This is a genomic window from Pseudoalteromonas rhizosphaerae, assembly GCF_028885455.1.
GTDB classification, from domain to species: Bacteria; Pseudomonadota; Gammaproteobacteria; order Enterobacterales; family Alteromonadaceae; genus Pseudoalteromonas; species Pseudoalteromonas rhizosphaerae.
In genome coordinates this window covers 3770875-3797847 of sequence record NZ_CP118496.1, presented here as the reverse complement: position 1 = coordinate 3797847, position 26973 = coordinate 3770875, and the positions used below count along the sequence as shown (strand labels likewise).

At 38.4% G+C, this 26973-nt stretch carries 17 protein-coding genes and 1 pseudogene; 10 read left to right on the top strand and 8 right to left on the bottom strand.

Annotated features, from left to right (window positions below; translation table 11 throughout):
- The first annotated feature begins 6 nt into the window (after nucleotides 1-6).
- The 4 genes from pgi (at nucleotide 7) to PVK79_RS16255 (ending at nucleotide 7806) form a co-directional block, all read left to right on the top strand.
- Nucleotides 7-1653 carry a glucose-6-phosphate isomerase gene (gene pgi / locus PVK79_RS16270; protein ID WP_257326188.1) on the top strand — a complete coding sequence of 549 codons (1647 nt, stop codon included), beginning with the start codon at nucleotides 7-9 and terminating at the stop codon, nucleotides 1651-1653.
- A gap of 301 nt (nucleotides 1654-1954) precedes the next feature.
- A complete protein-coding gene (zwf, locus tag PVK79_RS16265; RefSeq protein WP_145240983.1) occupies nucleotides 1955-3427 on the top strand; it encodes a glucose-6-phosphate dehydrogenase in 1473 nt (490 codons plus the stop codon).
- Between the two features lie 2 nt (nucleotides 3428-3429).
- Nucleotides 3430-4140, top strand: coding sequence for a 6-phosphogluconolactonase (pgl, locus tag PVK79_RS16260; protein WP_145240981.1), 711 nt, complete (start codon nucleotides 3430-3432; stop codon nucleotides 4138-4140).
- 1014 nt (nucleotides 4141-5154) lie between these two features.
- Nucleotides 5155-7806, top strand: coding sequence for a TonB-dependent receptor (locus tag PVK79_RS16255; protein WP_145240979.1), 2652 nt, complete (start codon nucleotides 5155-5157; stop codon nucleotides 7804-7806).
- Between the two features lie 50 nt (nucleotides 7807-7856).
- On the opposite strand, the gene PVK79_RS16250 is transcribed toward PVK79_RS16255, so the two are convergent.
- Nucleotides 7857-8858, bottom strand: a complete 1002-nt coding sequence (locus PVK79_RS16250) for a cupin-like domain-containing protein (protein WP_145240977.1) — start codon at nucleotides 8856-8858, stop codon at nucleotides 7857-7859.
- A gap of 63 nt (nucleotides 8859-8921) precedes the next feature.
- Between PVK79_RS16250 and PVK79_RS16245 the strand changes: the two genes are divergently transcribed.
- The 3 genes from PVK79_RS16245 (at nucleotide 8922) to PVK79_RS16235 (ending at nucleotide 11831) form a co-directional block, all read left to right on the top strand.
- Nucleotides 8922-9620 carry a SapC family protein gene (locus PVK79_RS16245; protein ID WP_182732320.1) on the top strand — a complete coding sequence of 233 codons (699 nt, stop codon included), beginning with the start codon at nucleotides 8922-8924 and terminating at the stop codon, nucleotides 9618-9620.
- 348 nt (nucleotides 9621-9968) lie between these two features.
- Complete coding sequence (locus PVK79_RS16240; RefSeq protein ID WP_145240973.1) at nucleotides 9969-10673, top strand: SapC family protein; 705 nt, start codon at nucleotides 9969-9971, stop codon at nucleotides 10671-10673.
- Nucleotides 10674-10796: 123 nt separating this feature from the next.
- Nucleotides 10797-11831: an isoaspartyl peptidase/L-asparaginase family protein gene (locus PVK79_RS16235; RefSeq protein WP_145240971.1), complete on the top strand. Its 1035-nt coding sequence runs from the start codon at nucleotides 10797-10799 to the stop codon at nucleotides 11829-11831.
- A 32-nt stretch (nucleotides 11832-11863) separates the two neighbouring features.
- Here PVK79_RS16235 and PVK79_RS16230 read toward each other — a convergent pair whose 3' ends face one another.
- Genes PVK79_RS16230 through dinG form a run of 6 tightly spaced genes read right to left on the bottom strand, consistent with a single transcriptional unit; the run spans nucleotide 11864 to nucleotide 16713 of the window.
- Entirely contained in the window at nucleotides 11864-12031 is a 168-nt protein-coding gene (locus tag PVK79_RS16230) for a DUF2496 domain-containing protein (RefSeq protein ID WP_145240969.1), read from the bottom strand.
- Nucleotides 12024-12296, bottom strand: a complete 273-nt coding sequence (locus tag PVK79_RS16225; protein ID WP_145240967.1) for a late competence development ComFB family protein — start codon at nucleotides 12294-12296, stop codon at nucleotides 12024-12026. The genes PVK79_RS16230 and PVK79_RS16225 overlap by 8 nt, the downstream gene beginning before the upstream one ends.
- A 38-nt stretch (nucleotides 12297-12334) precedes the next feature.
- Complete coding sequence (locus PVK79_RS16220) at nucleotides 12335-13237, bottom strand: histone deacetylase family protein (RefSeq protein WP_257326187.1); 903 nt, start codon at nucleotides 13235-13237, stop codon at nucleotides 12335-12337.
- Between the two features lie 2 nt (nucleotides 13238-13239).
- Nucleotides 13240-13860 carry a primosomal replication protein gene (locus tag PVK79_RS16215; RefSeq protein WP_182718407.1) on the bottom strand — a complete coding sequence of 207 codons (621 nt, stop codon included), beginning with the start codon at nucleotides 13858-13860 and terminating at the stop codon, nucleotides 13240-13242.
- A 1-nt stretch (nucleotide 13861) separates the two neighbouring features.
- Entirely contained in the window at nucleotides 13862-14638 is a 777-nt protein-coding gene (locus PVK79_RS16210) for a sulfite exporter TauE/SafE family protein (protein WP_257326186.1), read from the bottom strand.
- Nucleotides 14638-16713, bottom strand: coding sequence for an ATP-dependent DNA helicase DinG (dinG, locus tag PVK79_RS16205; protein ID WP_257326185.1), 2076 nt, complete (start codon nucleotides 16711-16713; stop codon nucleotides 14638-14640). Before dinG ends, PVK79_RS16210 begins: the two co-directional genes overlap by 1 nt.
- A 60-nt stretch (nucleotides 16714-16773) precedes the next feature.
- On the opposite strand from dinG, the gene PVK79_RS16200 reads away from it, so the two are divergent.
- From PVK79_RS16200 to PVK79_RS16190, 3 genes and pseudogenes are all read left to right on the top strand, one after another.
- On the top strand, nucleotides 16774-19170 hold the full coding sequence (locus PVK79_RS16200; protein WP_274803912.1) for a DNA polymerase II: 2397 nt from the start codon (nucleotides 16774-16776) through the stop codon (nucleotides 19168-19170).
- A 254-nt stretch (nucleotides 19171-19424) separates the two neighbouring features.
- Nucleotides 19425-22025: a TonB-dependent receptor domain-containing protein gene (locus PVK79_RS16195; RefSeq protein ID WP_257326183.1), complete on the top strand. Its 2601-nt coding sequence runs from the start codon at nucleotides 19425-19427 to the stop codon at nucleotides 22023-22025.
- Nucleotides 22026-23763: 1738 nt separating this feature from the next.
- Nucleotides 23764-24646: pseudogene (locus PVK79_RS16190) on the top strand (IS982 family transposase).
- Nucleotides 24647-24779: 133 nt separating this feature from the next.
- Here the strand turns inward: PVK79_RS16190 and PVK79_RS16185 are convergent.
- The gene (locus tag PVK79_RS16185) at nucleotides 24780-26405 is read right to left on the bottom strand and encodes an alpha-glucosidase family protein (protein WP_257326182.1); all 1626 of its coding nucleotides are present in this window, start codon (nucleotides 26403-26405) and stop codon (nucleotides 24780-24782) included.
- Between the last annotated feature and the right edge of the window lie 568 nt (nucleotides 26406-26973).

Here is a 26973-nt window from a genome sequence, read left to right as displayed (position 1 = left end):
TTAAAAATGAGTTGTCGTTCACAGTTAGCTAGTTGGCAAGCATTAAAAATAAGTGCAAATAAGATGAAGGAAGTTCATCTTAAAGATTTATTTGCCAATGACAGCACGCGATTCGAGCAATTTTCGACTCAGATCCCAGGTGTTTTATTTGATTATTCAAAACAATTGATTGATAACAGTGTGATGACACAGTTACTGTCTTTAGCACAAGAGTGCGATATCGCTAACTGGCGAGATAAAATGTTCAGCGGTGAAAAAATTAATATCACCGAAGATAGAGCCGTGCTTCATACTGCACTTCGTAACCGTAGTGCATCATCATTAGTTGTAGATGGCGAGAATGTAAGTTCGGTGGTTAACGCTGAATTACAAAAAATTAAGTTGTTCGTTGAAAAAGTACGTAGCGGGAAATGGTTCGGTTATACCGGTAAAGCCGTGAAAGATGTTGTGAGCATTGGTGTTGGTGGTTCAAACTTAGGCCCACAAATGGCCACGGAAGCACTAAAAAGCTATGCAGATGACTCATTAAAAGTACATTACGTTTCAAATGTTGATGGCGTACAAATTGCGTCAGTATTGAAAGACATCGATCCTGAAACAACTTTGTTTGTGATTTCGTCAAAAACCTTTACTACATCTGAAACCATGACCAATGCAAAAACCGCCGTTGCATGGTTTTTAGAGTCAGCCGATGACAAGCAAGCCATTGCTAAGCACTTTGTAGCAGTGAGCACTAATTTAGAAAAAACGGCAGCGTTTGGTATTGCTGATGAAAACGTATTCACAATGTGGGATTGGGTAGGTGGTCGCTTTTCATTATGGAGTGCGATAGGCTTACCAATTGCATTGTATTTAGGCTTTGATGCATTTGAAGCGATTCTTGAAGGCGCTTTTGAAGTTGATGAACACTTTAAAACGGCCGAATTTGCAGAAAATGTACCATTGTTAATGGCTTTGTTGAGCGTATGGAATACCAGCTTTTTAGGTTTCGACTCACAGGTTATTTTACCTTACGATCAAGCATTACACATGTTGCCAGCTTATTTGCAGCAAGGTGAAATGGAAAGTAATGGTAAGCACGTTAATTTTGCGGGTAATACCGTACCGTATACTACAGTGCCAATTATTTGGGGTATGACCGGCATTAATGGTCAACATGCTTTTTATCAGTGTTTGCACCAAGGCAATGTGATTGTACCGGCTGATTTTATTGCCTCTATTAAACCTCAGGTTAATATTGGTCAGCATCACGACATTTTATTATCGAACTTTTTTGCACAAACAGAAGCGATGATGATGGGGGTTGATGCAGAGCAAGTTCGCGCTGATTTAACCGCAAAAGGTAAATCAGAGGCTGAAATAGCCGCGCTAATTGATCATAAAATCCATCGTGGTAACCGTCCTACAACATCAATGCTGTTAGATACGGTTGATGCAAAAACGGTGGGTCGCTTAATTGCCTTATATGAGCATAAAATTTTCTGCCAAGGCATCATTTTAGAGATCTGTTCTTTCGATCAATGGGGTGTTGAACTTGGTAAAGGCTTAGCCTCAAAAATTGAAGCTGAGTTACTGGATGATAATATAAACCATCCACATGATAGTTCGACAAATGGCTTAATGAGCTATTATAAACAACGTCGAGAGCAGTAAAAAATTCGCACAGCACAATCAATTGTGCTGTGCAACCAAATACCTTTGAACGGGTAGCGCTGGAGTTCTTAGGGCCTGTATATTTGTGAGAGGATATACAGAGCCCCTAAGACTCATTTAATTACCAGTTTGAAATGAATACAGCTGAACCAATATTCAGCGATAAAACAAGCGAATTCAACAGGCTTTTTCTCGAGTACGATGCCAAAAAGCTGACATCAACTAAACAACAAGAATGTATGCCCGCACTATCAATAGTGGATAGTCGACAACGGGGCATAGCAAACGTAGAGAGTAAATTATGCTAAATCCTTTTGATATTGTAATTTTTGGGGGCGGTGGTGATCTTGCATTACGCAAATTATTACCTGCAATGTATCGCGCATATCAAGAAGGCAACCTTCCACAAGGTTCGCGTATTTTACCGACGGTTCGTGAAGAAAGTAAACGTGCGGAATACATAGAAACAGCTCATCAAGCACTAAAAGAATTTTTAGGTAAAGGTGAGTTTAATGCCAAAGATTGGAAAGCTTTTTCAGCGTGCTTGGTGCCAGTAGTCACGAATGTAACCGAAGCAGACGATGATTGGGATAAATTAAAAACAATACTAGATGAGCACGATGCAGACAAATCTCGGGTGTTCTATTTATCACTTCCACCTGCGGTATATGGTAGCTGCTGTGAAATACTGTCTAGCAAAGGTCTGATCACTGCTACATCACGTGTCGTTGTTGAAAAACCAATTGGTTATTGCGGTAATTCAGCAGAAGAGATCAATGCAAAAATTGCTGAATATTTTAGCGAAGAGCAAATCTTCCGTATTGATCATTACTTAGGTAAAGAAACGGTACAAAACTTAATGGCACTGCGTTTTTCAAATTCATTATTTGAAAATATGTGGGATGCTAAATCAATCGATAATATTCAAATCAGTTTATCTGAAACTGTTGGCCTTGAAAGCCGTGCTGGTTTTTATGATAAAGCCGGCGCTTTACGTGACATGGTGCAAAACCATTTATTACAATTGTTATGTTTAGTCGCGATGGAGTCACCAAATAAACTTAATGCAAACAGCATTCGCACCGAAAAGCTGAAAGTATTAGAATCATTGCGCCCACTTGTTGCAACGGATGTAGATGACAACATCATTCGTGGTCAATATGTACCCGGTGATTTGGATGGCAAAATTGTCCCAGGTTACTTAGAAGAGTTAAATGAAGGTTCAAGTAAAACAGAAACATTTGTTGCTATTCGTGCTCATATTGATAACTGGCGTTGGGCGGGCGTGCCATTTTACCTTCGTACAGGTAAACGTATGGCAAAACGTTGTGCCGAAATTGTCGTTGAATACAAAAAAGTATCACACAATGTTTACGGTGATAATGTTGGCAATATTGAACCAAACCGTTTGGTTATCCGCCTTCAGCCTGAAGAGACAATTCAATTAACCTTGATGTCAAAGCGTCTTGATAATTTAGAGATGCAATTAGAGCCGGTAACCATGAACATTGAGCTATCGCAAGCTTATAGCAATGGTTTCCATTCAGATGCTTACAAGCGCTTGATGTTAGATGCGGCTGCAAATAATCCATCCCTGTTTATTCACCGTGATGAAGTACGTCAAGCTTGGAAATGGATTGACCCAATTATCGAGCGCTGGCAAGAAAAAGGTAAGCCTGCTTTATACCGTGCTGGTAGCTGGGGGCCTGATGATGCTGATGAACTATTAGCTGAAAATAACCATGTTTGGTTTAACACTGGCGATAAGGCATAACAATGGCAACCATCGTAGAGAAATTTTTTGATTCAAAAGATGCATTAACCGCTGAGTTATCTACAACACTTGAACAAAGTTTAGTCAGCGGTATTGAAGCTGATGGCCGTGCCGTGCTGATGGTATCAGGTGGCTCATCACCTGCACCCGCTTATAAGCACTTATCTAATCTAGCATTAGATTGGGCAAAGATAGATGTTGCTATGGTTGATGAACGTTGGGTTGATGTAGCACATGAAAAAAGTAATGAAGCGTTTATTAAGAGCACGTTATTACAAAATCATGGCGCGGCAGCTAACTTCATTACTATGAAAAATAATGCCGAGACTGCGCAACAGGGTAGTGCAGAATGTGAAGCTGCGTACCAACAACTGAAACGTCCATTTGATGTTACTATATTAGGCATGGGACCGGATGGTCATACCGCTTCATTATTTCCACATGCGGGCGGTTTACAGCAAGGGCTTGAAACATCACAATTGGTATGTGCAATTAATGCTATTGAAAGTGAAGTAACAGGGAATATTACCGAACGTATGACGTTAACTTTAGCAGCGATTGCGCAGTCTAAAGTAGTTAAGTTACTGATCAGTGGAGAAGAAAAGCTTGCTGTATATAAAGCAGCAAAAGCCGGTGGAGATGAAAACGACATGCCACTACGTGCAGTTTTAAATCACCCAACAATAAATATTGAAGTTTATTGGGCTCCGTAACGACCCCAATCGACCCAAACTTTAAAATGCAGGCTATAAAGCCTGCATTTTTGTTTCTCTTCTAAATTTATCTGTATCGCACTTGCAAGATCTTTATTATTTTCGCTTATTTATTTTTATCGAAAACAACAGTTATACAATCGTGTTAAGTTACTGACCATTTATAGCTTCGCTAGAATGGTTAAATATTTAAGTCGATTGTTATTATATAACGCCCGGCAATTATTAAGTTTGGAGCGTAATGTGATCTATCTGTAAGTGACTTATCTTCACTAAATAACAAGCCTCACAAATAGTGTGAGTTAACTAGTTGTTTGTTGAAATGTGGCTACTTATGCCTACTTTATTAAAAACATGAGCATCTTAGTGGTTTAAAAAACTTCACTAACTACATTAAAAATTATCCATATAGAACAATTATATGAGTAATTTTCACGGTTCCTATAGCTCTCTAAAATTTTCAATGAAAAGGGTAGGCTATGGGGGAAAATAAAGGTAGACATTAATAGCGTAACTCTTTAAAATACAAAATGACAACGCTGTCATTGATATTGATAACTATTAATAAATTCCCCTTGATAAATTATTTGCCCTAATTTTTCTGCAATATTAATGTGAAAAGATGTGTTTTTGTTCATCCAGCTAAAGTTATATCTTTATCAGCAAATAAGCGAAATGTCATTTCTGTATAGTTGAAGTGGAACGTTTTTTTTACACTAAGACTTATCTAAAATCATAAAATTACCTAAAACAGTGCATTTGGTTTTCTCTTTTTGAACTTAACCATGCTATATTCCCGCCGTAAAACTGTAACAATTTATAAACTCTATTTTTTTAATCTATTAATATTCAATTGGTTAGTATTTTTATAGCTATTTTTTTGCACAAAACGGCTAAAAAGATGTAGCACAAATGTAATTTAGAGTGTATGGTTTGTTACTAGATGACAACGCTGTCATCATCACTGGGCAGAAGTGATAAATAAAACCAACAAAATGATTCAAGGGGAATCCTGTGTTAGCTAAAAATTTTAAAAAAAGCTTATTAGCAGTAAATATCGGTCTTGTAATGAGTGCCGGATTCACTGGTGCTGCATTCGCAGCTGATGAAGTAAAAGTTCAAGAAGACGTAGAAGTCATTGAGGTACGTGGTATTCGCGCTTCAGCTAAAGCTGATATTAACAATAAGCGTTTTGCAAATGCTGTTGTCGACTCCATTACTGCAGAAGATATTGGTAAATTCCCAGATAAAAACGTTGCTGAATCACTTTCACGTATTACAGGTGTTGGTGTTAGCCGTGAGTTTGGTGAAGGTGAAAAAATTACTGTTCGTGGTTCAGATCCGACTAAAAACCGTACTTTATTAAATGGTCAAAACGTAGGTACAGCAGATTGGTTTATACTTGATAACCCATCTCGTAGTTTCAACTTCACTATGCTACCTTCTTCACTTGTAAGTAGCCTTGAAGTATACAAATCACCAGAAGCCCGCTTAGATGAAGGTTCAATTGGTGGTACTGTTATTTTAAGAACTCGTAAACCACTCGATTTAGATTCTGGCACTACTCATATCACGTTACAGAGCCAGTACTCAGAATCATCAGAAGAACATGATCCATTAGTTGAAGGCTTTTATTCTTGGAAAAACGAAGACGAAAAGTTTGGTATTTTGATCTCAGGTTCAAAATCTGACCGTACAGTTCGTCGTGAAGGTTTTGAAGTACTAGGTTGGGATGCAAATTCAGCAGACGGTACTTATACTCCACGTACTATGGGCGTTCCTGTTTTCCGTCAAGATCGTGAAAGAACAACTTTCTTCAGTTCAATTCAGTTTGCACCTTCTGATGATTTTAGCGCAACATTAAACATCTTAGATTCGAAAATGGATGTTAATAACACTAACTCTAATTTCTTACTTATGAATCCTGGCGCAGGGGCTGACTTAACATACGTAGGCAGTAATGCAGTAAAAGGCACTGGTGGTACCGATGTTCGCTGGAACCACATCAACCGTATTTCAAAAACAGATACAAACTCAATTCACCTAGATGTTGACTTTGCAACTGATTCTTTCTCTATGAATGTTGAGTTAGGTACTACTGCAGCTGAAGGTGGTACTTTAAATGAAACATCATGGGAATATGGTGGACAAGGTGACTATAACTTCGATCTAACAGGCTCTACACCTACAGTAAATGCTGGGGTTGATGGTACTGATCCTTCTAAATTTAATGGTGGTTGGATTTGGGGTGGAAATAAACCAACAACTGATGATGAGTCATATGGACAAGTAGACTTTGATGTTCCTGTAGAGTTAGGTGCATTCACAGCTGTTAAATTTGGTGTGAAATATCGCGATCAAAAACGTACACAAGACAGAAATGCATATAGCTGGCATTGGGGTGTTGCAACTGATGGTACAAGCCCTAATTACATGGCCCAGATTTTGTCTTCGCAATGTGATACCTTAGCTAAATGTGATCTTGCGGTAGGTACTGATAGCGTTGGTGCCGATGTTGTTAACGGTGATATCACTCAACAATTAACCCATAACAGCGCTCAAATGATAGAACTTGGCTTAGGTCCAAATGCATCTTATGCTGTACATAAAAATTTAGGCGAGATCTTTGAGGTAGTTGAAAAGAAAACATCTTATTATGTACAAGGTGATTTTTCTGGCGATGATTACCGCGGTAATATCGGTATTCGTGTAGCGAGAACAGATCAAGACTCTTCAGGTTACTTATACTCTTCAGACTCTTTTAGTCTATTAACAGTTAAAAATCCAGGTGAAAATGCAAATTTAGCACCTGCGACACTAGAATGGGTTACTGAATCTCGCAGCTATACAGAGATTTTACCTAACTTTAACTTGTCATATGACTTAGCCGAAGACCAAATTGTCCGCCTTTCTGCTGCTAGAACAATGGCTCGTCCTAACTTCTTTGATATATCACCAATTACAGCGCCTGGTGATTTAGGTGAAACCAACCCTACAGCACAAGCCGGTAATCCTAATCTAGCTCCACAAATAGCAAATCAGTTTGATGCCGCTTGGGAGTTCTATTTTGATGATGCGTCATTATTCGCTGTAACGTTATTCTATAAAGATATTGAAAGTTATCAAACTACAGCTACATCTTCACAAGATTTTTATGATCAGCAAACTTCTAGCTGGGTTACAGCAACAGTTTCTCGTCCTGCAAATGGTGAAGGTGGTACTACAACAGGTTTAGAAGCATCACTTCAGTATGATTTAGGTAATGGTTTTGGTGTGTCTGCTAACTATACATACACAGATGCAAATAATGATGGCGAACGTGATGTAGCAAATCCTGGTTCAGGTTTAGTTATGGGCGCATCAGAAAATATGTTAAACGCTTCTGCATTTTATGAAAATGATATGTTTTCTGTTCGTGCAATGTATAACTATCGTACTAAATGGTACAAAGGACTTCATTCATCAGGTACAGAATTGTGGAATGATGACTACGGTCAGTTAGATTTTAGTACTACTTATAATGTAACTGAAAATATTTCGGTTGTATTAGAAGCTATAAACTTAACTGATGAAAAAGTTGTTGAGTTCAACACTAGTGAAGATCGTGTACTATCTATCTACCAAAATGGTCGTAGATTCGTACTAGGTGCAAACTTCCGATTCTAATTGAACAGAGTGTAAAAAAATGCCGCTGTATAGCGGCATTTTTATTTTTACTATTTCATTCTTTCTTTTAATGCACTTGCAACTGACTTTAGACTTTCATGAGAGTTTGAAAGAATACCGTGATATTCATTACTTTTATTTTTAAATTCATCTGTTTTCTCAAATACATAATGAGAAAAAATAGCTTGCCAAGCAAGTCTCTGTGATTCAGGCAAATTACGAAGTGTTAATATACTATGTAATAAACTATCTGTTGCCTCTAATCCTAAATCCGATTTTGTAGATGTCGGATCCCACCAATAATTTACTAGTATATTAACAGGATCAATGGCTTTTACATTATGCCACCAAAGTGGAGGTATATAGAGAGCTTCACCGATCTCTAAACTTGCAGTTAACACTTTCTCCTTTGTGGCTTTAAACTTTGGATACTTTTCAAAATCAGGGTTTTCAAAATCCACTAAGCTGATTGCAGGGCCAGCCACAGTTCTATCAATGGGTGCTACGTAAAGATTTTTTATTTCATTTGCGGGTAACAAATAAAAAGTTCTTTTACCACAGAGGTTTAGGGCTATATTATGTTCAGTGTCATAATGTCCAGGAACCGTAGCAGCATTGCCTAGCCAGATACGAGGAGGAACGTTAGCTAAAAATTTAGGTGCAGAGTTCTTAATACAAAAATCAGGTAAACATTCATTTATTAGTGCACTTTGCACTGCAATAGTATCTGAACCTTGATTATTAAAATTAATTATTAATTTTTTAAGTACAGAAATAAGTGGTGCATTGTGTTTTTCGAAAGTGTAGTTTTTAAATTTATTATCAGTATAACCAATTAGGCCTTTATACTTCTTGTCAATAATTAAAGTATCCACTAGTTCAGTAGATGCTTGAGTAACAAGGCTTCTAAGAAGTGCTAAAGGTGATTGTTTTGCAAGTGTAACACTTGGCCAATTAGAAAATAAATCTGTTATTATAATTGGCTCATTTAAATTGCACAAAAATTCTTGTATATTTTTTATGTTATTAATACTTAATCTATCTATTTGCATACTTTAAATTACCTCTTATACGTGCTATTTTTAAGTAAATAATAATATATTAATAGGTGTTTAATGTCAGATAAATTTGAAGTTTTTAACGTGGAAAAACACAAAGGGCAGTATGTAAAAGTTGATGCTAATTTTTCACATATAAAGGATCAGCATGTTGTTCCTATCACCCCTATTGAAATTGCAAAAGTAGCACTCAATTTTCCTGTATGCTTTATGAAATCAAGCGATGAGAACCCATTTAAAATGGTTGCTATTTTAGGGCTTGAATCGGGTCGAAATGTTTTTTACAACGATGGTCATTTCAATGCAATGTACGTGCCTCAACATGTTAAAAAACACCCATTCACGCTAGCTAAAACCCCAGAAGGTCAAGTTTTTCTTGCTGTTGAAACCGCTGCATTAAATACAGAAAAGAATGGTGAAGCACTATTTGACAATGTAGGAGAACCTTCTGACTATTTGATTTATAAGCAAGTTGAACTAAAAGAACTTGCTCGACAAGAGGAGTTATCAACACAGTTCACTAGTCGACTGGTAGAACTTGGGCTACTCACTGAATGTTCTTTTAAATTTGATTTAGGTGATGGTCAAAAAAAGCAAATTTCAGGCCTTTATTCTGTTGATAGGGATTTATTAAAATCTCTAGATGATGAGTCTTTATTATCTTTGCAAAAACAAGGGATGCTAGAGGCGATATATTCACACCTTGTTTCACTTGGTCAATTTCAACGTGTTATAGATTTATCTGCAAATACTTAATATAACGAAAAATTAAAATTAACAGTAATTTTATTTTTTATGAATAAAATATAATTGATTTAAGAAAAAGCTATACAGAGAGCAGTATTAAGGAATTTAGCTAATAGTACTCAACGTCAACTAATTAATTCATAGTTTTTTTAAAAATGGTTATTATCAGCCATATACTTTTTAGGAAGCTATAAAACAACGATAAACTTTTTATCTGTATGCAACTGTTTGAGAGGCTTATTTTACTTGGTAACATGCAAATTGACACAAAATTTTCACTTCCATTTTTGTAGCAAAACCTTTAGCCTTAGGGTACTAACAGCAAAAATATAAACTTATTAATAACGGAGCAGTAACATGGCGGAGCAACAAGTACAGCCTTTACACAATGAAAAGCATGCCAACACTAAAATTCAAAACGGCATCAATGTAGAATTTTTAAAAACTCAACACTTAGTGCCTGTCGTTGCACATGAGTTCGCGCGTGTAGCAAATGAGTTTCCAATGTCTTTCGTAAAAAATAACGAGACTGGTCAATTTCAAGCTGTAGCTATGTTTGGTTTAGAGCCTGGCGAAAACCTTTTTGTAAAAGACGGTAAGTGGACTGCAGCGTTTGCTCCTATGGCAACAACACGCTACCCACTGGGTCTAGTTAAACACCCACAAGAAGATCAATACGGTATTGTGATTGACGAAGCAAGCCCATTAGTGGGTGAAACTGAAGGAAATGCATTATTTGAAAACGGTGAAGAGACAGATTACTTAAAACGTCGTAAAGAAGCACTTGTATCATTTATTGAGTTTTCTCATGTAACTGAAGCATTCACAAAATATCTTGCTGATAAAGAGCTTTTAGTAGCGCAAACACTAACAGTTGATATTAAAGGCGAGAAAAAAGACATCAATGGTATTTACCTTATTGATGAGAAAAAGCTTAATGAGTTAAGCGACGAAGACTTTTTAGAGCTTCGTAAGCGTGGTTATTTAGCGCCTATTTTCTCTTTCTTAACGTCTACGCATCAAGTAGCACGTTTAGCTCGTTTGAAAGCGCAACAAGCGTAATTTAAACGAAATATTAAAAAGCGCCTTTGGGCGCTTTTTTTATGTCTTTTATCTGGTTAGGGTTGTAATTTAGCGCCAATTTATTCACATTGGTTATACTTATTTCCAACACAAGCTACCTGTATGAACAAGTCACTTTTTAGCGCTTTAGTTAGTGCGTGCTGTATAACGTTTAGCCCATTAGCCATAAGCGCTAGTACACCTTTGGCTATAGCTATTCACGGTGGGGCGGGCACGATTGAAAAAAGCCGTTTTACTCCAGAGCAAGAAAAAGCTTATCGCTCTAAACTCAAAGAGGCGGTAGAAACTGGCTATAAAGTACTTGAGCAAGGTGGCGAAAGCCTAGATGCAGTAACCGCTGCAATCAATGTATTAGAAAACTCGCCATACTTTAATGCCGGTCGAGGTGCGGTATATACCTATGACGGCGGCCATGAATTAGATGCGTCAATTATGGATGGTCGTGATCGTCAAGCGGGCGCTGTTGCGGGTGTTAAACATATTGAAAACCCGATTAATTTAGCGCGCTTGGTGATGGAAGAATCGGTTCATGTGATGCTCAGTGGTCAAGGTGCTGAAGAGTTTGCCAAAGAGCAGGGCGTTCCATTGGTCGAAAATAACTTATTTGATACGGATAACCGTTATAAAGCGTTATTAAAAGCAAAAGAAAAACTAGATAAAGCCAAAGCTACCAGTAAAGATTATCAAGCTGCGCATCAGGCGTTACCCGTCAATTATAAAATGGGCACTGTGGGTGCTGTTGCACTTGATAAAAATGGTAACTTGGCGGCAGGTACTTCAACGGGTGGGATGACTGCAAAGCGTTTTGGTCGCATTGGTGATGCCCCTGTAATTGGTGCAGGTACATTTGCTGAAAATGCGTCATGTGCGGTATCTGCCACTGGCCACGGCGAGTATTTCATTCGTTATAACGTCGCGGCTGATATTTGCGCACGAGTTAAATATCAAAGTAAGACTATTACACAAGCGGGTGATGAAGTGATTAATAGTGTGCTAAAGCCCATTGGTGGTACTGGAGGAGTGATCATCGTTGATGGTAAAGGTAATATCAGTTTACCGTTTAATACTAGTGGTATGTATCGGGCCAGTAAATCGAATACGCAAGCGACCTACGTGGCAATTTTTAAAGACGAATAATACGATTATGCAAATGTACTACAGCCAGAAAATTATGCTGGCTGTATGTTAGTATTGAGGCGCTTTTTTTCATAATCGCTTTTGATTATTTCAAGTGCTTTGAGCACATCATCAGCGGCAACTTCATGTTGTTCAAGCAGCATTATTAAGTCTACGGCTAATTTTACGTGTGTAGGTGCTTGGGTTAACTCTTTACTCATGTCCGCCCTTTTTTTTCGCTATTTGGCTGATTGCTACATCAATGGCAATATTTACTCGTTCCTCCATATGGATCCGTTCGACCTGTGGTAAGTAAAACTCCATATCCACATCATAACGAATGTATCGGGCAGGTAGTTGGTTTAATACAGTACAGCAAAAATCAGCCATTACGTCTTCATTATAGTGCTTTTCAAGTTGTCGTTTAATGATTTCTTCAATCATAATTTTTTCATAGTAATTGTGTATGTCGTCATGTAATCGCACTGTGTTATCTACCTTGGTAGTATTAAGCTGTTTTTAGTTTATACCAAGTGCGGGTATAAATCGACAATCGCTTGAAAAAGCAGCTTATGAACCTCAACTAACTTTTGTGTATCTCGCTGATAACCGCCACCGAGCGCGCACATTAAAGGAATTGAGTGCTGTTTGCAGGTTGCTAAAACCAGCGAATCGCGTTGATATACACCCTCTAAACTAACATCAAAATAGCCTAATTCGTCTTGGCTACAAATATCAGCTCCGGCGTTATATAAAATAATATCAGGCTGATGAAGACGGATACAAAAATCCAAGGCATTAGCGACTGTTTTTAAATATTCATTATCGCTGCAGCCAGTGTTGAGTGAGAAATCATAATCAGAATGCTGCTTTAAACGTGGAAAGTTTTGCTGACAATGAATCGAACAGCTAATCACTCCATCAAGAGAGCCACAAATTTCTGCTGTGCCATCACCTTGGTGTACATCACAATCAAAAATCAGCACCTTTGATGCTTGCTCAGTGTTAATGAGATGAGCGGCGGCAACCGCGAGGTCGTTGAAAATACAAAAACCACTGCCGTAAGCATTATAAGCATGATGATATCCGCCGCTGAGATTTACCGCCAGCTGCGTTTTTAAAGCGTATTCAGAGGCTTGAATACTTGCACCAACAGAAAATAAAGTGCGCTCTACCAGTTGATTTGACCATGGGAAACCCATTTTCTTTATTTCTTTGTCAGTTAACTGCCCGCTAATAAAGCGTTCAACATACTCATGGCTATGGCAAAGCTGGAGCTGTTCATTAGTCGCTTTATTTGGGCTAATAAAGTCAGTAAAATCAAGCTCTGCAATTTCTTGTTTTAGCAATTTATATTTAGCGATTGGAAAACGATGGCGTTCAGGCAGTTCAAGCGCAGAGTATAGTGGATGATAAAAAACAGTCATAGCTAGCGTAATTGTTGTTTTTCAACTATTTGAATTTTTTCTTCGGTGGCAGATATTGCCTTACGGCAGCGACCAAGGCGGCCATGAAGAGCAAGGATCTCTAAATTAATGGCTTTTGCTTTTACAGGACCCACATTTTGCATTCTTAGCTTACATTCTTCAACCATTAGCACTAAGCGACGCTCGAACTCATGATTTTGTTTGAGTTCGTCATATAGCTCATGGGCGGGTTGCATAATTTGTTTTACAGCTTGTTGGTAAGGTGCCGATTTATTATAGGTTTTACTACGGGGTTTGTAAGTGCTTTTGTTTTCTTTTTCCCAAATAGGGGTTGATTTAATGACGTTAAATACGGCTTGCACCTGATTACCTATACGCTCTAAAGCATAATTATGAGCATGGCGACGCTCCAGTGGTGGAAGGCTATTAACTTCATCTTCAATTTCTAACACATAATCAACTAATTTCATGCTTTTAGTAGTAAACACACCTCGGTCAAATAAACTGGGTTGTGCCTGCATATAGCGGTTTTTAGCAAATAACTTGGCTTTATCAAATTGCTCAGCATGCTGCTTTAAGGTTGCAACTTGTTGGCAAAGCTTATCAAAAGAAGCTGTTCGCATTTTATAAATAAGCCTCGTAAATTAGTTTTAACGCTAAAATTATCACCACAGTATTAAAAACAGGACGAATAAACTTACTGCCAAACCGAATTGCTGAATGAGCTCCAAGCCAGGCTCCAAACATCAAAAAGAAGCCCATTGTGATGCCGAGTAAAAAGTTAACATGACCAAGCGCTACAAAAGTGATCAGTGATATAAAATTTGACACAAAATTCATTGAACGGGCTAAACCACAGTTTAGCAGTAAACTCATTTTGTAGAGTAAACTATTTGATGCAGTCCAAAAAGTCCCGGTCCCAGGGCCTGCCAAGCCATCAAAAAAGCCTAAGCTTAAGCCTTGTAGCCATTGTTTTATTTTAGTTGTTTTGTTCAATGGTGGTAATTGATCATGTTCTACCGTACTTAAACTGCCAAATAAGCTGTAGCAGGCTACCATAATGATAACAATAGGCAGTAGTTTGTTTAAAAATTCAATACTCAGGTAGTCAACAATAAGGGTACCAAGTAAAGCACCAATGGCGGTTGCTATAATTGACGCTGCCCAAAATTGAGGATTAAATAATTGCTTACGGAAGTAAGTAACACTTGCGGTGAGTGAGCCAAAGCTAGCGGCTAATTTGTTAGTGCCAAGTGTTAAATGGGGCGGCAATCCTGCTGTTAAAAGTGCTGGCACGGTTAACATGCCACCACCACCGGCTATTGCGTCTATAAAGCCTGCGGCAAGTGCCACTGCGCAAAGAAGTGCCCAGGTTGTTGGGTCTAGTGCAAGTTCAAACATTAATAATCTATTTGTCTTTTAAAGGGTGGTAATGTGTCAAGCATGGCTTTGCCATATCGCTTGGTCACTAAACGGCGATCTAGGATTGTAATGCGCCCTTGATCGTTCTCTTTACGCAGCAGTCTACCACAGCTTTGCACTAATTTCTTAGCCGCATCAGGCACCGTGATAGATAAAAACGGATTACCCCCTTTACTTTGTACAAATTCTGCTTGTGCCTCTTCAATTGGGGAGGTGGGTACCGCGAATGGAATTTTAGTGATCACTAAGTTCTCAAGATATTTACCCGGTAAGTCGAGTCCTTCGGATAAGCTTTGTGTGCCAAATAAAATACTGCCTTTACCCGCATCTATATTCTTTGTATGTTGCTTTAACAGTGCTTCACGCGACATTTCACCTTGTACTAAAATGTCGAGGTTTTTAGCGCGCAAAGCTTTTACTACATGATCCATTTGCCAGTAAGACGCAAACAACACTAAATTAGCATGTTGCGTATTTAAGTGATCCGGCAATACTTTGGCCAGATGATCACTAAATTCTTTATCGGTCGGCTCGATGTGTGATGTTGGTATGTGCAAAGTGGCTTGATTAGGATAATCAAACGGAGAAGGTACTTTTAAGTATTTTACACCTTCTTCTTTAGTAAGACCGCTTTCGTAAGCAAAATGATCGAATGATCCAAGTGCAGTCAGGGTCGCTGAGCATAAAACCGCACCGGCACATTGTCGCCACAGTTTATCTTTTAAATAGTAGCCAACTTCAATAGGGCAATCGCTGAGTAGATGGTCGTGATGGTTTTTGTATTCTAAACGCTTTATCCAACGTGCATGTGGTGTGCCTTCACCCTTGGTGGCGTAGCTATACCAAAGTTTGTTTAGTTGCTCTAAACGATTAATGTAATGACCGCTTTCGCCTAAAATAGGATCGGCAACATAGGGTTTGATATCACCATCACTGACATCTTGTACTAAGGTATCGTGCATTTTATTTAAGCAGCGCAGAGCATCGAGGGTCGCCTCGCTGATATCTTTGGCTTTAGCGTGTAACGATTCAGGTATTTCACCATGTTCAAATCGGTATGTATCGTCTTTTGAATAGTTAAAATCGGCATTATCCAAAATATCGCGAACAACTTTTAAGTCTTTATTGGCATCATTAATACTGTCACAGAGCTTAAAATTTTGCCCAATGGCTTTTTGACCTACTAATACTTTGGCCATTTTGCCACTAAATTTAGTGAGTTTATCAAGCCAATCAATGGTGCCTTTAATCGTCGCTGCGGCAGATGAAAAGTCACGCGTAATATGAGCAAGATGATGAGCTTCATCAATAACGTAAATACTATTATCTGGCTCGGGCAGAATTTTCCCGCCACCTAAATCAAGATCAGCTAATAATAATGAATGGTTAATCACTAATACATCCATTTGCATCAAGCGTTGACGAGCAAGTTGAAAAGGGCAGGTTTGATGTGCTTTCATTTGTCTTTGACAAGCATGTTTATCGCAAGCAATTAATCCCCAAACGCGATCAGGGATAGTATCTGCCCAGCTGTCTCGATCGCCTTGCCACTTTTTATTGGTGTAAGCATCATAGAGTTGCTGCAAACATTTAGTTTCCATCGCACTCAGTGGCGAAGTAAGGGTGGGCATAAAGTCCATTTGCGTTTGATTATCACCGTTGACCGCGTTATGTAGTTTGTGAGCACATAGGTAGCGCTGGCGGCCTTTGACTAAATCAAACTTGAAATCAAGGCCTGAATATTTTTTAAAAAAGGGGAGTTCTTTACTTATTAATTGCTCTTGAAGGGCTACCGTTGCAGTAGAAATAATTAACTTCTTTTTTTGTGCAAGCGCCAGCGGTAATGCACCTAAACAATAAGCCAGCGATTTACCCGTACCAGTACCAGCTTCAATAACGCAGATCCGCTGTTTTTTGTGGTACTCGCCCGCCAGTGTTTTTGCAATTTCGGCTACTAAATAATTTTGGCTACTGCGAGGGCGATAATCACTGAGGTTATCGGCCACATGCTTGTGAATTTTTCTTATCGTTGTTTTTAATGCATCAGAAAGCATGGGTTAATAACCTAAAGTATGTATATAATCACAGTGCTGTATATTAATTGGGATCGAACATTGACACAAGCAATCTATCAAGGCTTTATACTTTCTAGGCAACAATATTCTGCTGATAAGTATAGCCGCCATAGCGGGATCACACTGTGCTATTGGCTAAGCTCTGATCACGGTCCAATAAAAGTGTTAGTGCCAAATCAACAAGCGGTATTTTTTATTTTAATAAAACAACGTGCTTTAGCTGCTCAGTTGTTATCAAAGCACAATATCAATGTCGAATTTAAAGACGTTGCGATTAAACACTTTAGTGGCGAACAATGCATCGCTTGCTATTTTTCAAGCTCACAAGCGTTATATCAAGCAAGGCAGCTTTTAGAAAACCAACCCCTAGAAAACCAGATCACAGTATATGAAGGTGATGTACGCCACAGCGATCGCTTTTTAATGGAGCGTTTTATTCGAGGTGGGGTGTGGGTGACAGGCGACGTTACTCAACAAGCTGGCTTTATCCAAATCGACAATGCCCAGCTAAAAGCAGCTGATTCGTATAAACCACGTTTTAAAACGCTGTCATTGGATATTGAGTGCAGTGGTGAAGGCGTGTTGTTTTCAGTTGGTTTAGTAGGTGAGGGGATTGATTGCGTTATTATGGTTGGCGAGCCACAACAGAGTGAACAGACTATTCATTGGTGCCATGATGAAATTGATTTGCTGACTCAATTACAACAGCTGGTACAACAAGCAGATCCTGACATTATTATTGGTTGGAACGTCATTGAATTTGATTTTAATGTACTTAATCGACGCGCGGATGCCCTTGGCGTTAAATTATTATTGGGTCGAGGTAATGGTCAATTACAGATCAGAGAAGGACATTTTACCCGTTTAACTCTGCCTGGGCGCTGTGTTATCGATGGCATAGATACGCTAAAAAATGCTACTTATCATTTTGATAGTTTCTCACTGGCTAATGTGAGCCATAAAATACTAGGCGAGAAAAAGTTAATCCAAAGCGATAACCGCTTGAGTGAAATTATTCGTCAATATAATGAAGATAAGCTCTCGCTAGCGGCGTATAATCGTCAAGATTGTGTGTTAGTTAATCGTATCTTTGCAAAGTTAAAACTCATTGAATTTGCTATTGTTCGCACGCAGTTAACAGGATTAGAGTTAGAACGAATGGGTGGCTCAGTGGCTGCTTTTACTAACTTATATTTACCGTTATTGCATCGAAGCGGTTATGTTGCACCGAATCTAGGCGATCATGGCTTATCGTTTGAAAGCCCTGGTGGTTTTGTGATGGAGTCAATTCCTGGGCTTTATAAAAATGTTATCGTGTTGGATTTTAAAAGCTTGTATCCATCGATTATGCAAACGTTTTGTATTGATCCGCTTGGGTTAATTCGCGGCTTAGAGGAGCCTGATAACGCGATTGCAGGTTTTAAAGACGCTTTTTTTTCTCGCACTGAGCATCACCTTCCTAATTTAATAAAAAAGTTAGCCTCATCAAGGCAACATGCAAAAAACACTGCTCAGCCCATGCTATCGCAAGCTATAAAAATCATCATGAACAGTTTATATGGGGTGTTAGGTTCAAAGGGGTGTCGTTTTTACGATCCACGCTTATCAAGCTCTATTACTTTGCGTGGTCATGAAATAATGCAAACTAGCAGACTGTGGATCGAAGAGCTTGGTTATACTGTTATTTATGGTGACACCGATTCAACATTTGTGAGCCTACCAGATGAACTTGATTCAGATAACTGCAAAGAAATTGGCAAGCAATTAGCGAATACTATTAATGAAAAATGGCAGCAAACAATAAAACAGCGCTTTGCGACACAAAGTTATTTAGAAATAGAATTCGAAACACTTTATAGCCCATTCTTTATGCCGACTATCCGTGGCAAAACCACCGGCTCAAAAAAACGTTATGTTGGCCAGGTACAATGCGAAGATAAAAAAGAGCTAATTTTCAAAGGCATGGAAACCGTGCGAAGTGACTGGACAGAATTAGCGCATGAATTTCAAACCAAACTGTTTGAAACTTTATTCAGCGACAGTTTTACTGTTGAAATGTTAACACCGATTATTGAAAGTTACATTACGCGTTTGTATGCTGGGGAATTTGACGACAAACTCGTATACAGAAAAAAACTCGGCCAACACTTGGCTGATTATCAAAAAAACATCCCTCCTCAAGTCCAAGCTGTCAAAAAATACCAAGCAACTCACCCTGAGTTTGTCATTAATAAAGGCCAAATTGTTGAATATGTGTACACCCATATTGGTGCAGAGCTCTATGCAAACATGCAGCAAACCCAGACAAGTCAAAAATATGACTATGCAATTTATGTAGAAAAACAACTCAAACCAATCGCACAAATGATTTTTTCGAATTTTGGTCAAAATATGAGTGAACTTAACTCAAAACAGCGAAGTTTATTTATAGAATAAAAAAGTTAAAATCCAACATGTTGTTAACTACTTTTAACTCATTATATTAAATATAAGCAGTAAAGGTACTAATTTAAAGGGTTTGTACCTGTGTTTTTGCTCGTTTTTTTCTTTTTTATTTAAAATAAAGTAAACAAATGTTGGCAACAGTGGTTTTTTTTGTTTAATATCCTGTATCGGTAACAAGATGTGTTGTTACTTGAAAATGAAGTTAAATAAAAATAACCACAAAATAGTGGTCCAGGGAGAATCAAATGTTAAATAATAAGGTTTCAAAAGCAGTTCGCTTAGCGATAGCTTTTGGTGCAGCATCAACAGCTGCTTTTTCTGCAAGCTCAATTGCTGCTGAAGCAGGTGTTGAAAAAGTGGAACGAATTCAAGTAACAGGTTCACGTATCAAACGTGTTGATATGGAAGGTCCTAGCCCTGTACAAGTTTTTGATAAAGTTACGATCGAAGCATCGGGAACAGAGACAATAGCTGATTTCTTGATTAAATCGAATATCGCTGGTCCAGGTATCGATACGGCAGATGACACTCTAGCCCAAGGTGGTGGTGAAGCAAGCTTTGCAACCAAAGGTTTAGGTGCGGACTATACAATCTTCTTAGTGAATGGTAATCGTTTACCTGGTACTCCAACAGGTGGTAGCGCTAGCCCAGATATCAACCAAATCCCTATTGCTGCAGTAGAGCGTATTGAGTATCTATCTGATGGTGCATCAGCTATATATGGTGCAGATGCTGTTGCCGGTGTTATCAACATAATAACAAAGAAAGATTTTGAAGGTTTAAATATTTCTGCGCAATACGGTCAATCTGCAGAAGGCGATGCCGGGACTACATCTTTACAGCTAGTGACAGGTATTTCTTCGGACCGCGGTAATGTAATGTTTTCAGCCGATTTCTATAAACGTGAATCCGTTAAAGCAACAGACCGCCCTCTAATCGGTACTGCTATTGCACCAAACGGTACCGATGGTCGAAGCCCTACAGGTTTTCCTGGTACGTGGATTGAAAAAGACTTTTCAAACTCTTTTCCTGTAGCTGGTTGTCCTGAAGAAAGTATCCGTCCAACAACAATAGTTGATTCTGGAACAGAGTGTTCTTATGATTTTGCGACGCTTTATGAAGCATTTCCTTACATAGAAAAATTTAACTTGTTTACTCGTGGTGAATACAACGTGTCAGATGATTTAAGTGTCTGGGCAGAAGGTCGTACTAGTAGAACTCAAACAGAAGTTAGAAATGGAGCTGCACCAGCGCCATTTACACTTGTTGGAGCTGACAACGAAGAAAACCCTTTCGGGCGTGATATGTATATGATCCGTCGAACTGTTGAAGCTGGTCCTCGTGCTAGAGATCAAGTTAACTCAACAACTGGTTTTGCTTCTGGTCTAGAATATGCGTTGACTGATGATATTTATCTAGATGCTAAGTACCAAAAGAGTTGGGCTCGTCAGTCTAGCGTTGGTGTAGGTGGTCAAATATCTAAAAAAGCGCTAACAGACGCTATTGCTTCTGGGGACATTAAGTTAACCAGTGCTAACTCATTTGAAGATTTTGAGGCTATCTCAGTTGCAACTCATCGCCAAGGTGAATTTGAAGAGCAAATTATAAACCTTGGTGTTTCGGGAATGTTACCTTTTGAACTTGGGGACGAAGCTGTAGGTTTCGCTCTTGGTGCTGAAGTACGTGAAGAACAATATTTTGATGTAACAGATATTGCACAACAATCACAGGATATAGCTGGTGGTGCTGCGTCTAATGGGCGAGGAAGTAAAGATACTGATTCGTTTTATTTAGAACTTAATGCACGTCCAATTGATATGCTTGAAATTTCTGCAGCAGTTCGTAATGACTCTATTGAAACTACTCTTTCTGACTTAGGTTCTGAGACTACTTACAAGTTAGCGATTGCATTAAGACCTACAGACTCATTATTAATTCGTACTTCATATGGTACGGGTTTTAAAGCGCCTACGTTAGGAAATTTATACCTTGACGAAAGTTTTGGTGTTATCAAAGCAATTGACACAAAAGCTTGTAATGCTGATCCAGACCAATGTTCTACACGTGAAATACGTTCACTTAGTGGTGGTAATCCAAATCTTAAACCAGAGACTTCTAAAAGCTATGGCTTGGGTTTTGCTTGGGATGTTGATTTTGTAGAAGGCTTGTCTGTAACAGCTGATTATTGGAATTTTAAAGTTTCAGATAAAATCGGTTCTTTAGGCGTACAGGAAATCTTAAATAACGAAAGTGATTATCCTGAATTAGTAAATCGAATTGGTGGAAGAATTGCTCACCCAGATGCTTATGTTAAATCAAACTTGCAAAATCTAGCGGAGCAAAGTGGTTCAGGTATCGATTATAATGTTAATTATACTTTTGATACATCACTAGGTATTGTTATTGCAGGTGTAAGAGCGTCTCAGCTTTTAAGTTCTGAAGAGCAAACATCAGCAATACAGCCTTTGTGCGAAGAAAAAGGAACTACTTCAGAAGCTGAATGGTCATCTAGCTTTTACAGCAGTATCACTAATGACAATTGGGGTGCAAATCTAAATGTACGTTATGTTGGTGAAACAGTTGACCATGAAGGTGGTCTAGCATCAGGTACTTGTGATTTTGCTAAACCTGAAACTCGTCTAGCTGTTGATAGTTATACTCAGGTTGATTTGTCTGGCCATTATTATATCACTGATTCAGTCAAATTCACTGCTGGTATAAGAAACTTATTTGACGAAGAGCCTCCTTTCTCAACTGTAGCTTCTGGTGGTTGGCCTTGGTACGATCAGTCACTTTATGACAACATGGGTCGTTTCTACTATACTAAATTTGAATTATCTTTCTAAGACTTTAGTATTGCACATCAATCGTACAAAATACGTTGATTATCATTAAACTAATAGGCCAGTAAATTATTTTACTGGCCTATTTTATTTGCTATTAACACTTAAGAGCTCTTCATTGTTTAGTTTTTAATGAACACAGATCGTGAGGCTTCCGATTTTAAACCTGCAAATATTGTTTTTTTCAATGTATTGCCGCTTCAATTTTTCGCGAGTAATGCCAATCTGAAAAATTATGTGATCTAATTAGCATACCGATACTTATCTACTTTTACTAAATTGAGTTTAAAAAAATCCAAGCAACTTTTAGCTTTATCATGTAAAGAGCCTAATGCAAGAAAGCGTATACGTCTGTTTGTTGTATTATTATTTCTAGAAGGTGAAAACAGAACGAATATCGCTAAACGCCTCAATACCGCAGGGCAAGGACATGAAAAATACTATAAGTTTGGGCTGAGCCTTTACGCCTTATCCGGCAACTATCTTTCTTAAACCCTACATCTAAACGCCAATGCAATTCATTGTCTATTTATACCAATCTGCAAAATTATGTGATCTAATTAGCGAAGCGATGCTTATCTACTTTTACTAAATTGAGCTTAGAAGAATCCAAACAACTTTTAGTTTTATCACGTAAAGAGCCTAATGCAAGAAAGCGCATACGCCTGCTTGCTGTTGCATTATTCGTTGAGGGTGATGAAAACAGAACGAATATTGCTAAGCGGCTAAATACAGCGCGCGGCAGTGTCAATAAATAGGTCTCAAACAACCTTAAAAATGGAGTTGGATACGGCAACACTGTCTATCTAATAGTGTTTAGTGGTTATGTAGAAATAGTCGCACAGGTTTCGTAAGCGTGGAATAAATTCATCTAAGTCCCCGATACGGTTAAAAGCATATGCTCTAGAGACTGGTTCAAATTGACTTAATCTTTATGCAGACTGGTATTACCAATGTTGCTATGCTGATCTCGTGAGTTCATCCGCCTTTAAAAGCGCTGAATTGATATAGTATCTATAACATAGCTCATTGCTTACTTTTTCTGTAAGAGATAACCAGCAGCACTGTCTTTGCGCCTTCACAGTGTATCGTTCCTGATAAATCACTTACGTTATAGGTAACTGCATAGCACCTAAATTCTTCTGTGTTTTTTTGATAATCGGCTTATTTACCAACTATTTTTTCTGCAATTAACTTTCTCCCCATCGCGTCAATCGTTACTAAGCAGTCTTTTATCTCGAGTAATTAAGGAATTCAGGTAGCGCTGTTATTTCATTCGACTTTTTATCAACAGAACATTGTGTAAAAACAATACCATTTTCGCATGCAAATGGACTAACCGTATAAAGTGCATCACGCCTATCTAACTGATTAAATGACCTTTTAATCGTTTCCCGTCAATATCAATTATCTTGCTCTGAGTTAATTTGGAGCAGGCTTTCATTCAAGAAGAAAAAGTATTTTGAAATTATGCCATGTCAATATGGCTAATTATATGGGCAATTGTTTCATGGCGAGGATCACCAATTGATTCGAAATATTTAATAGCTGAATATTTAGGTATGGTTCTTACAAAGGAGTAGATGATCATACTTTTAAGTAAAGGTAAAGTTCGTGATCTTGCCCTGAGCTAATGCACAATTATTTAAATAACCTGAATCTCGTTTAAGAAATTGAACTCAATGCCTGTTCCGAGATCCGATCTTTCGACCAAGAACGATTGGATAAACAAGGAACAGGCATGATTAAATTAGTTGAATTGTTTTGCGATGTCGATGATTTTTGCAAAGTATTTATCCCTCAATTGAACAAACAATTACTCGACGATGGCACCCAAAAACGTCGACGAGCAGGACGTATGACGACCAGTGAAATTATGACTATTGTCATTAGTTTCCATATGTCGCATCACCGTGACTTTAAGAATTACTACCTTGGCTATGTTTCACTTATGTACAAAAGTGAATATCCTAATTTACTCAGCTATACCCGATTCTTAGCTGTTATGCCAAGGGTTATTGTGCCGATGTGCGCCTATTTCACTTCGCTTAAAGGTAAGCCCACAGGGGGGAATTCATTGACTATACATGCATCAAGGTGTGCCATAATATTCGTATTCCAAGACACAAAACCTTTGATGGAATAGCCCAACGTGGCAAAGGGTCGATGGGGTGGTTTTATGGCTTCAAGCTGCATTTAATCGTAATCATCATGGTGAAATTGTTGCTGCGAAAGTGACAACAGGTAATGTACATGATACTCAACCAGTGCGTGAGTTAGCGAGCTGTCTGACAGATAAATTGTATGGTGACAAAGGGTATTTAAGTAAAGCTTTAGAAGCCGACTTGCTCGATAAAGGGATAAAGCTTATTACGACGGTTCGCAAAAACATGAAGGCAAAAGCGATGTCATTATGGGATAGAGCAATGCTTTCAAAGCGCTTTATAATCGAAACAATTAATGACCAACTCAAGAACATTTCCTTCATCGAACATTCAAGACATCGGAGTATGAACGGTTTTATGTTGAATTTAGTGGCTGGATTGGTGGCTTATTACTTGAAAGAAAATAAGCCACACCTTAATTTAACTAACGTAGAGCTCAATACATTAGTTATAGCTTAAACAGATCTCAGGTTAAATGACTATAGTTGATAAAGAAGCAAAAAAATCGGCCACAATATAGATTATGACCGATTACTCTTTTTCGAAAAGGAAATTACAATCTTGCAAATCCCTTTTATATTACTAAAAAATATTAACTAATGGCTGCGTAAAAGCAACCAAAACCGGGTAGGGTAAGGGTTTGTTTCTCTAAGCTGCCATTGTGATGATTCAATTCTGTATGTTGCACAATATCAGTGTGTTCAATGTTGAGGCTTGCAGGCTCTTGAGCTAGGTTAAATACGCACAACATAGTCTGGCCTGCAAAACGACGGTAAAAAGCTAACAATGGCTCAGGGGTATTAATAAATTCAATATCGCCTTCGAGTAAGATAGCTTGTTGCTTACGCCATGTCATAAAATGGCGGAACGCATTTAGAATCGAATCGCTATCGCTATCTTGTTTGCTTACAGTCTGGCGTTTGTGGTTTTCGTCAACAGGTAACCAAGGTTTCGTTGCAGAAAATCCGGCCTGTTCACCGTCATCATTGTGCCATGGCATAGGCGTACGACAGCCATCTCGGCCTTTAAAGTTTGGCCAAAAAGTTATCCCATATGGGTCTTGTAAGTCTTCAAACGCCACACTTGCTTCGCCAAGACCTAGCTCTTCACCTTGGTACATACATACACTACCGCGCAATGAAGCGAGTAGGGCGGTAAGCATTTTACACTGCTCTGAGTTTACTTCACCATTGTTACTCCAACGACTAGCAACACGTTCTACATCATGGTTACTAAAGGCCCAGCATGGCCAGCCTTCTGTCATTCGTTCTTCCAATGTTTTAACTGTTGTACGAATATACTCACTGCTATAATCATTGGTTAGTAGCTCAAAACTGTAACCCATATGCAATTTATCGCCACCGGCTGTGTATTCAGCCATAGTAGCAAGTGAATCCTCGGATGATATTTCACCCAAAGACACGGTACCAGGATATTTGTCTAACAGGGTACGAATATCTTGCATAAAGCTGATATTTTCAGGTTGGGTATTATTATAATGGTGATACTGAAAAGCATACGGATTATCTTCGCTAAAACCACGGCCTTGGCGTTTTTCTGGTGGTTTGGCTGGGTTATCACGTAGCTGTGCATCGTGATAACAAAAGTTAATTGCATCTAGGCGAAAACCATCTACCCCTTTTTTAAGCCAAAACTCAACATTATCTAATACTGCTTGACGTACATCTGGATTATGAAAATTAAGATCCGGTTGTTCAGTAAAAAAGTTGTGTAAATAATACTGGCCACGACGCGGCTCCCATTGCCAAGCAGGGCCACCAAAAATAGAAAGCCAGTTGTTTGGCTGTGTGCCATCTGGTTTTGCATCAGCCCATACATACCAATCAGATCTGGCGTTAGTTTTGTCTTCTCGGCTATCTAAAAACCATTGATGTTGGTCTGATGTGTGGCTCAATACTTGATCAATAATAATTTTAATATCACGTTGATGAGCTTGTGCAATGAGCTCGTCAAAGTCATTAAGATCGCCAAAAAGAGGGTCTACGTCACGATAATCGCTGATATCATAGCCAAAGTCTTTCATTGGTGATTTAAAAAATGGTGAGATCCAAATAGCATCAACACCCAGACTTTTAATATAGTCTATCCGGCTGATGATCCCTTTTAAATCACCAATGCCGTCACCGTTGGTATCTTGAAAACTGCGCGGATAAACCTGATAAATCACGGCGCCCTTATACCACTGCTGTTGAGCCATTTTTTTCTCCATCGTGACAACACTTCCCATTTAATTATTACTGTTTAGAAATGGTGTGTTCGTAATCTTGTTAGCAGTTCGATTGAAACGAACTACGTTATTTTTTAAAAAGCATACGTGAAGGGCTTGATACTGTAAAAAGGATGCATACGTATGCATGCTAAATAGATCGCTTTAATAAGGAAAACAGCTTCTGAAAAACCTACGAATAAAGGTATGTGAGCGGCAAATGAATGTTTACCAATTCTCGTTTTCGTATCATTAACAAAGTAGCAAATCCAACTTGGTGCATATTATATGGGTTCTGTAGCGTTATGGTGCATTGCAATTAATGGTCTTACCAATTGGCATTTTGTAAGAGGAGCGAGCAGGACTCGAATGTAAAGTGTGAATGCACTAATAATTAAGGTATTAAACTGTTAATTGCCGCACCAAAGGAGCTCGAAGCAGTGCATATTTCTTTTATAAAATAGAATGATCAATTGCCTCATCTTTATACCTATAAAAACAAGGTGTTGCCATTATTTGTGTGAATTTTTTGTTAAAGTTATTGGTTTTACACTAGTCT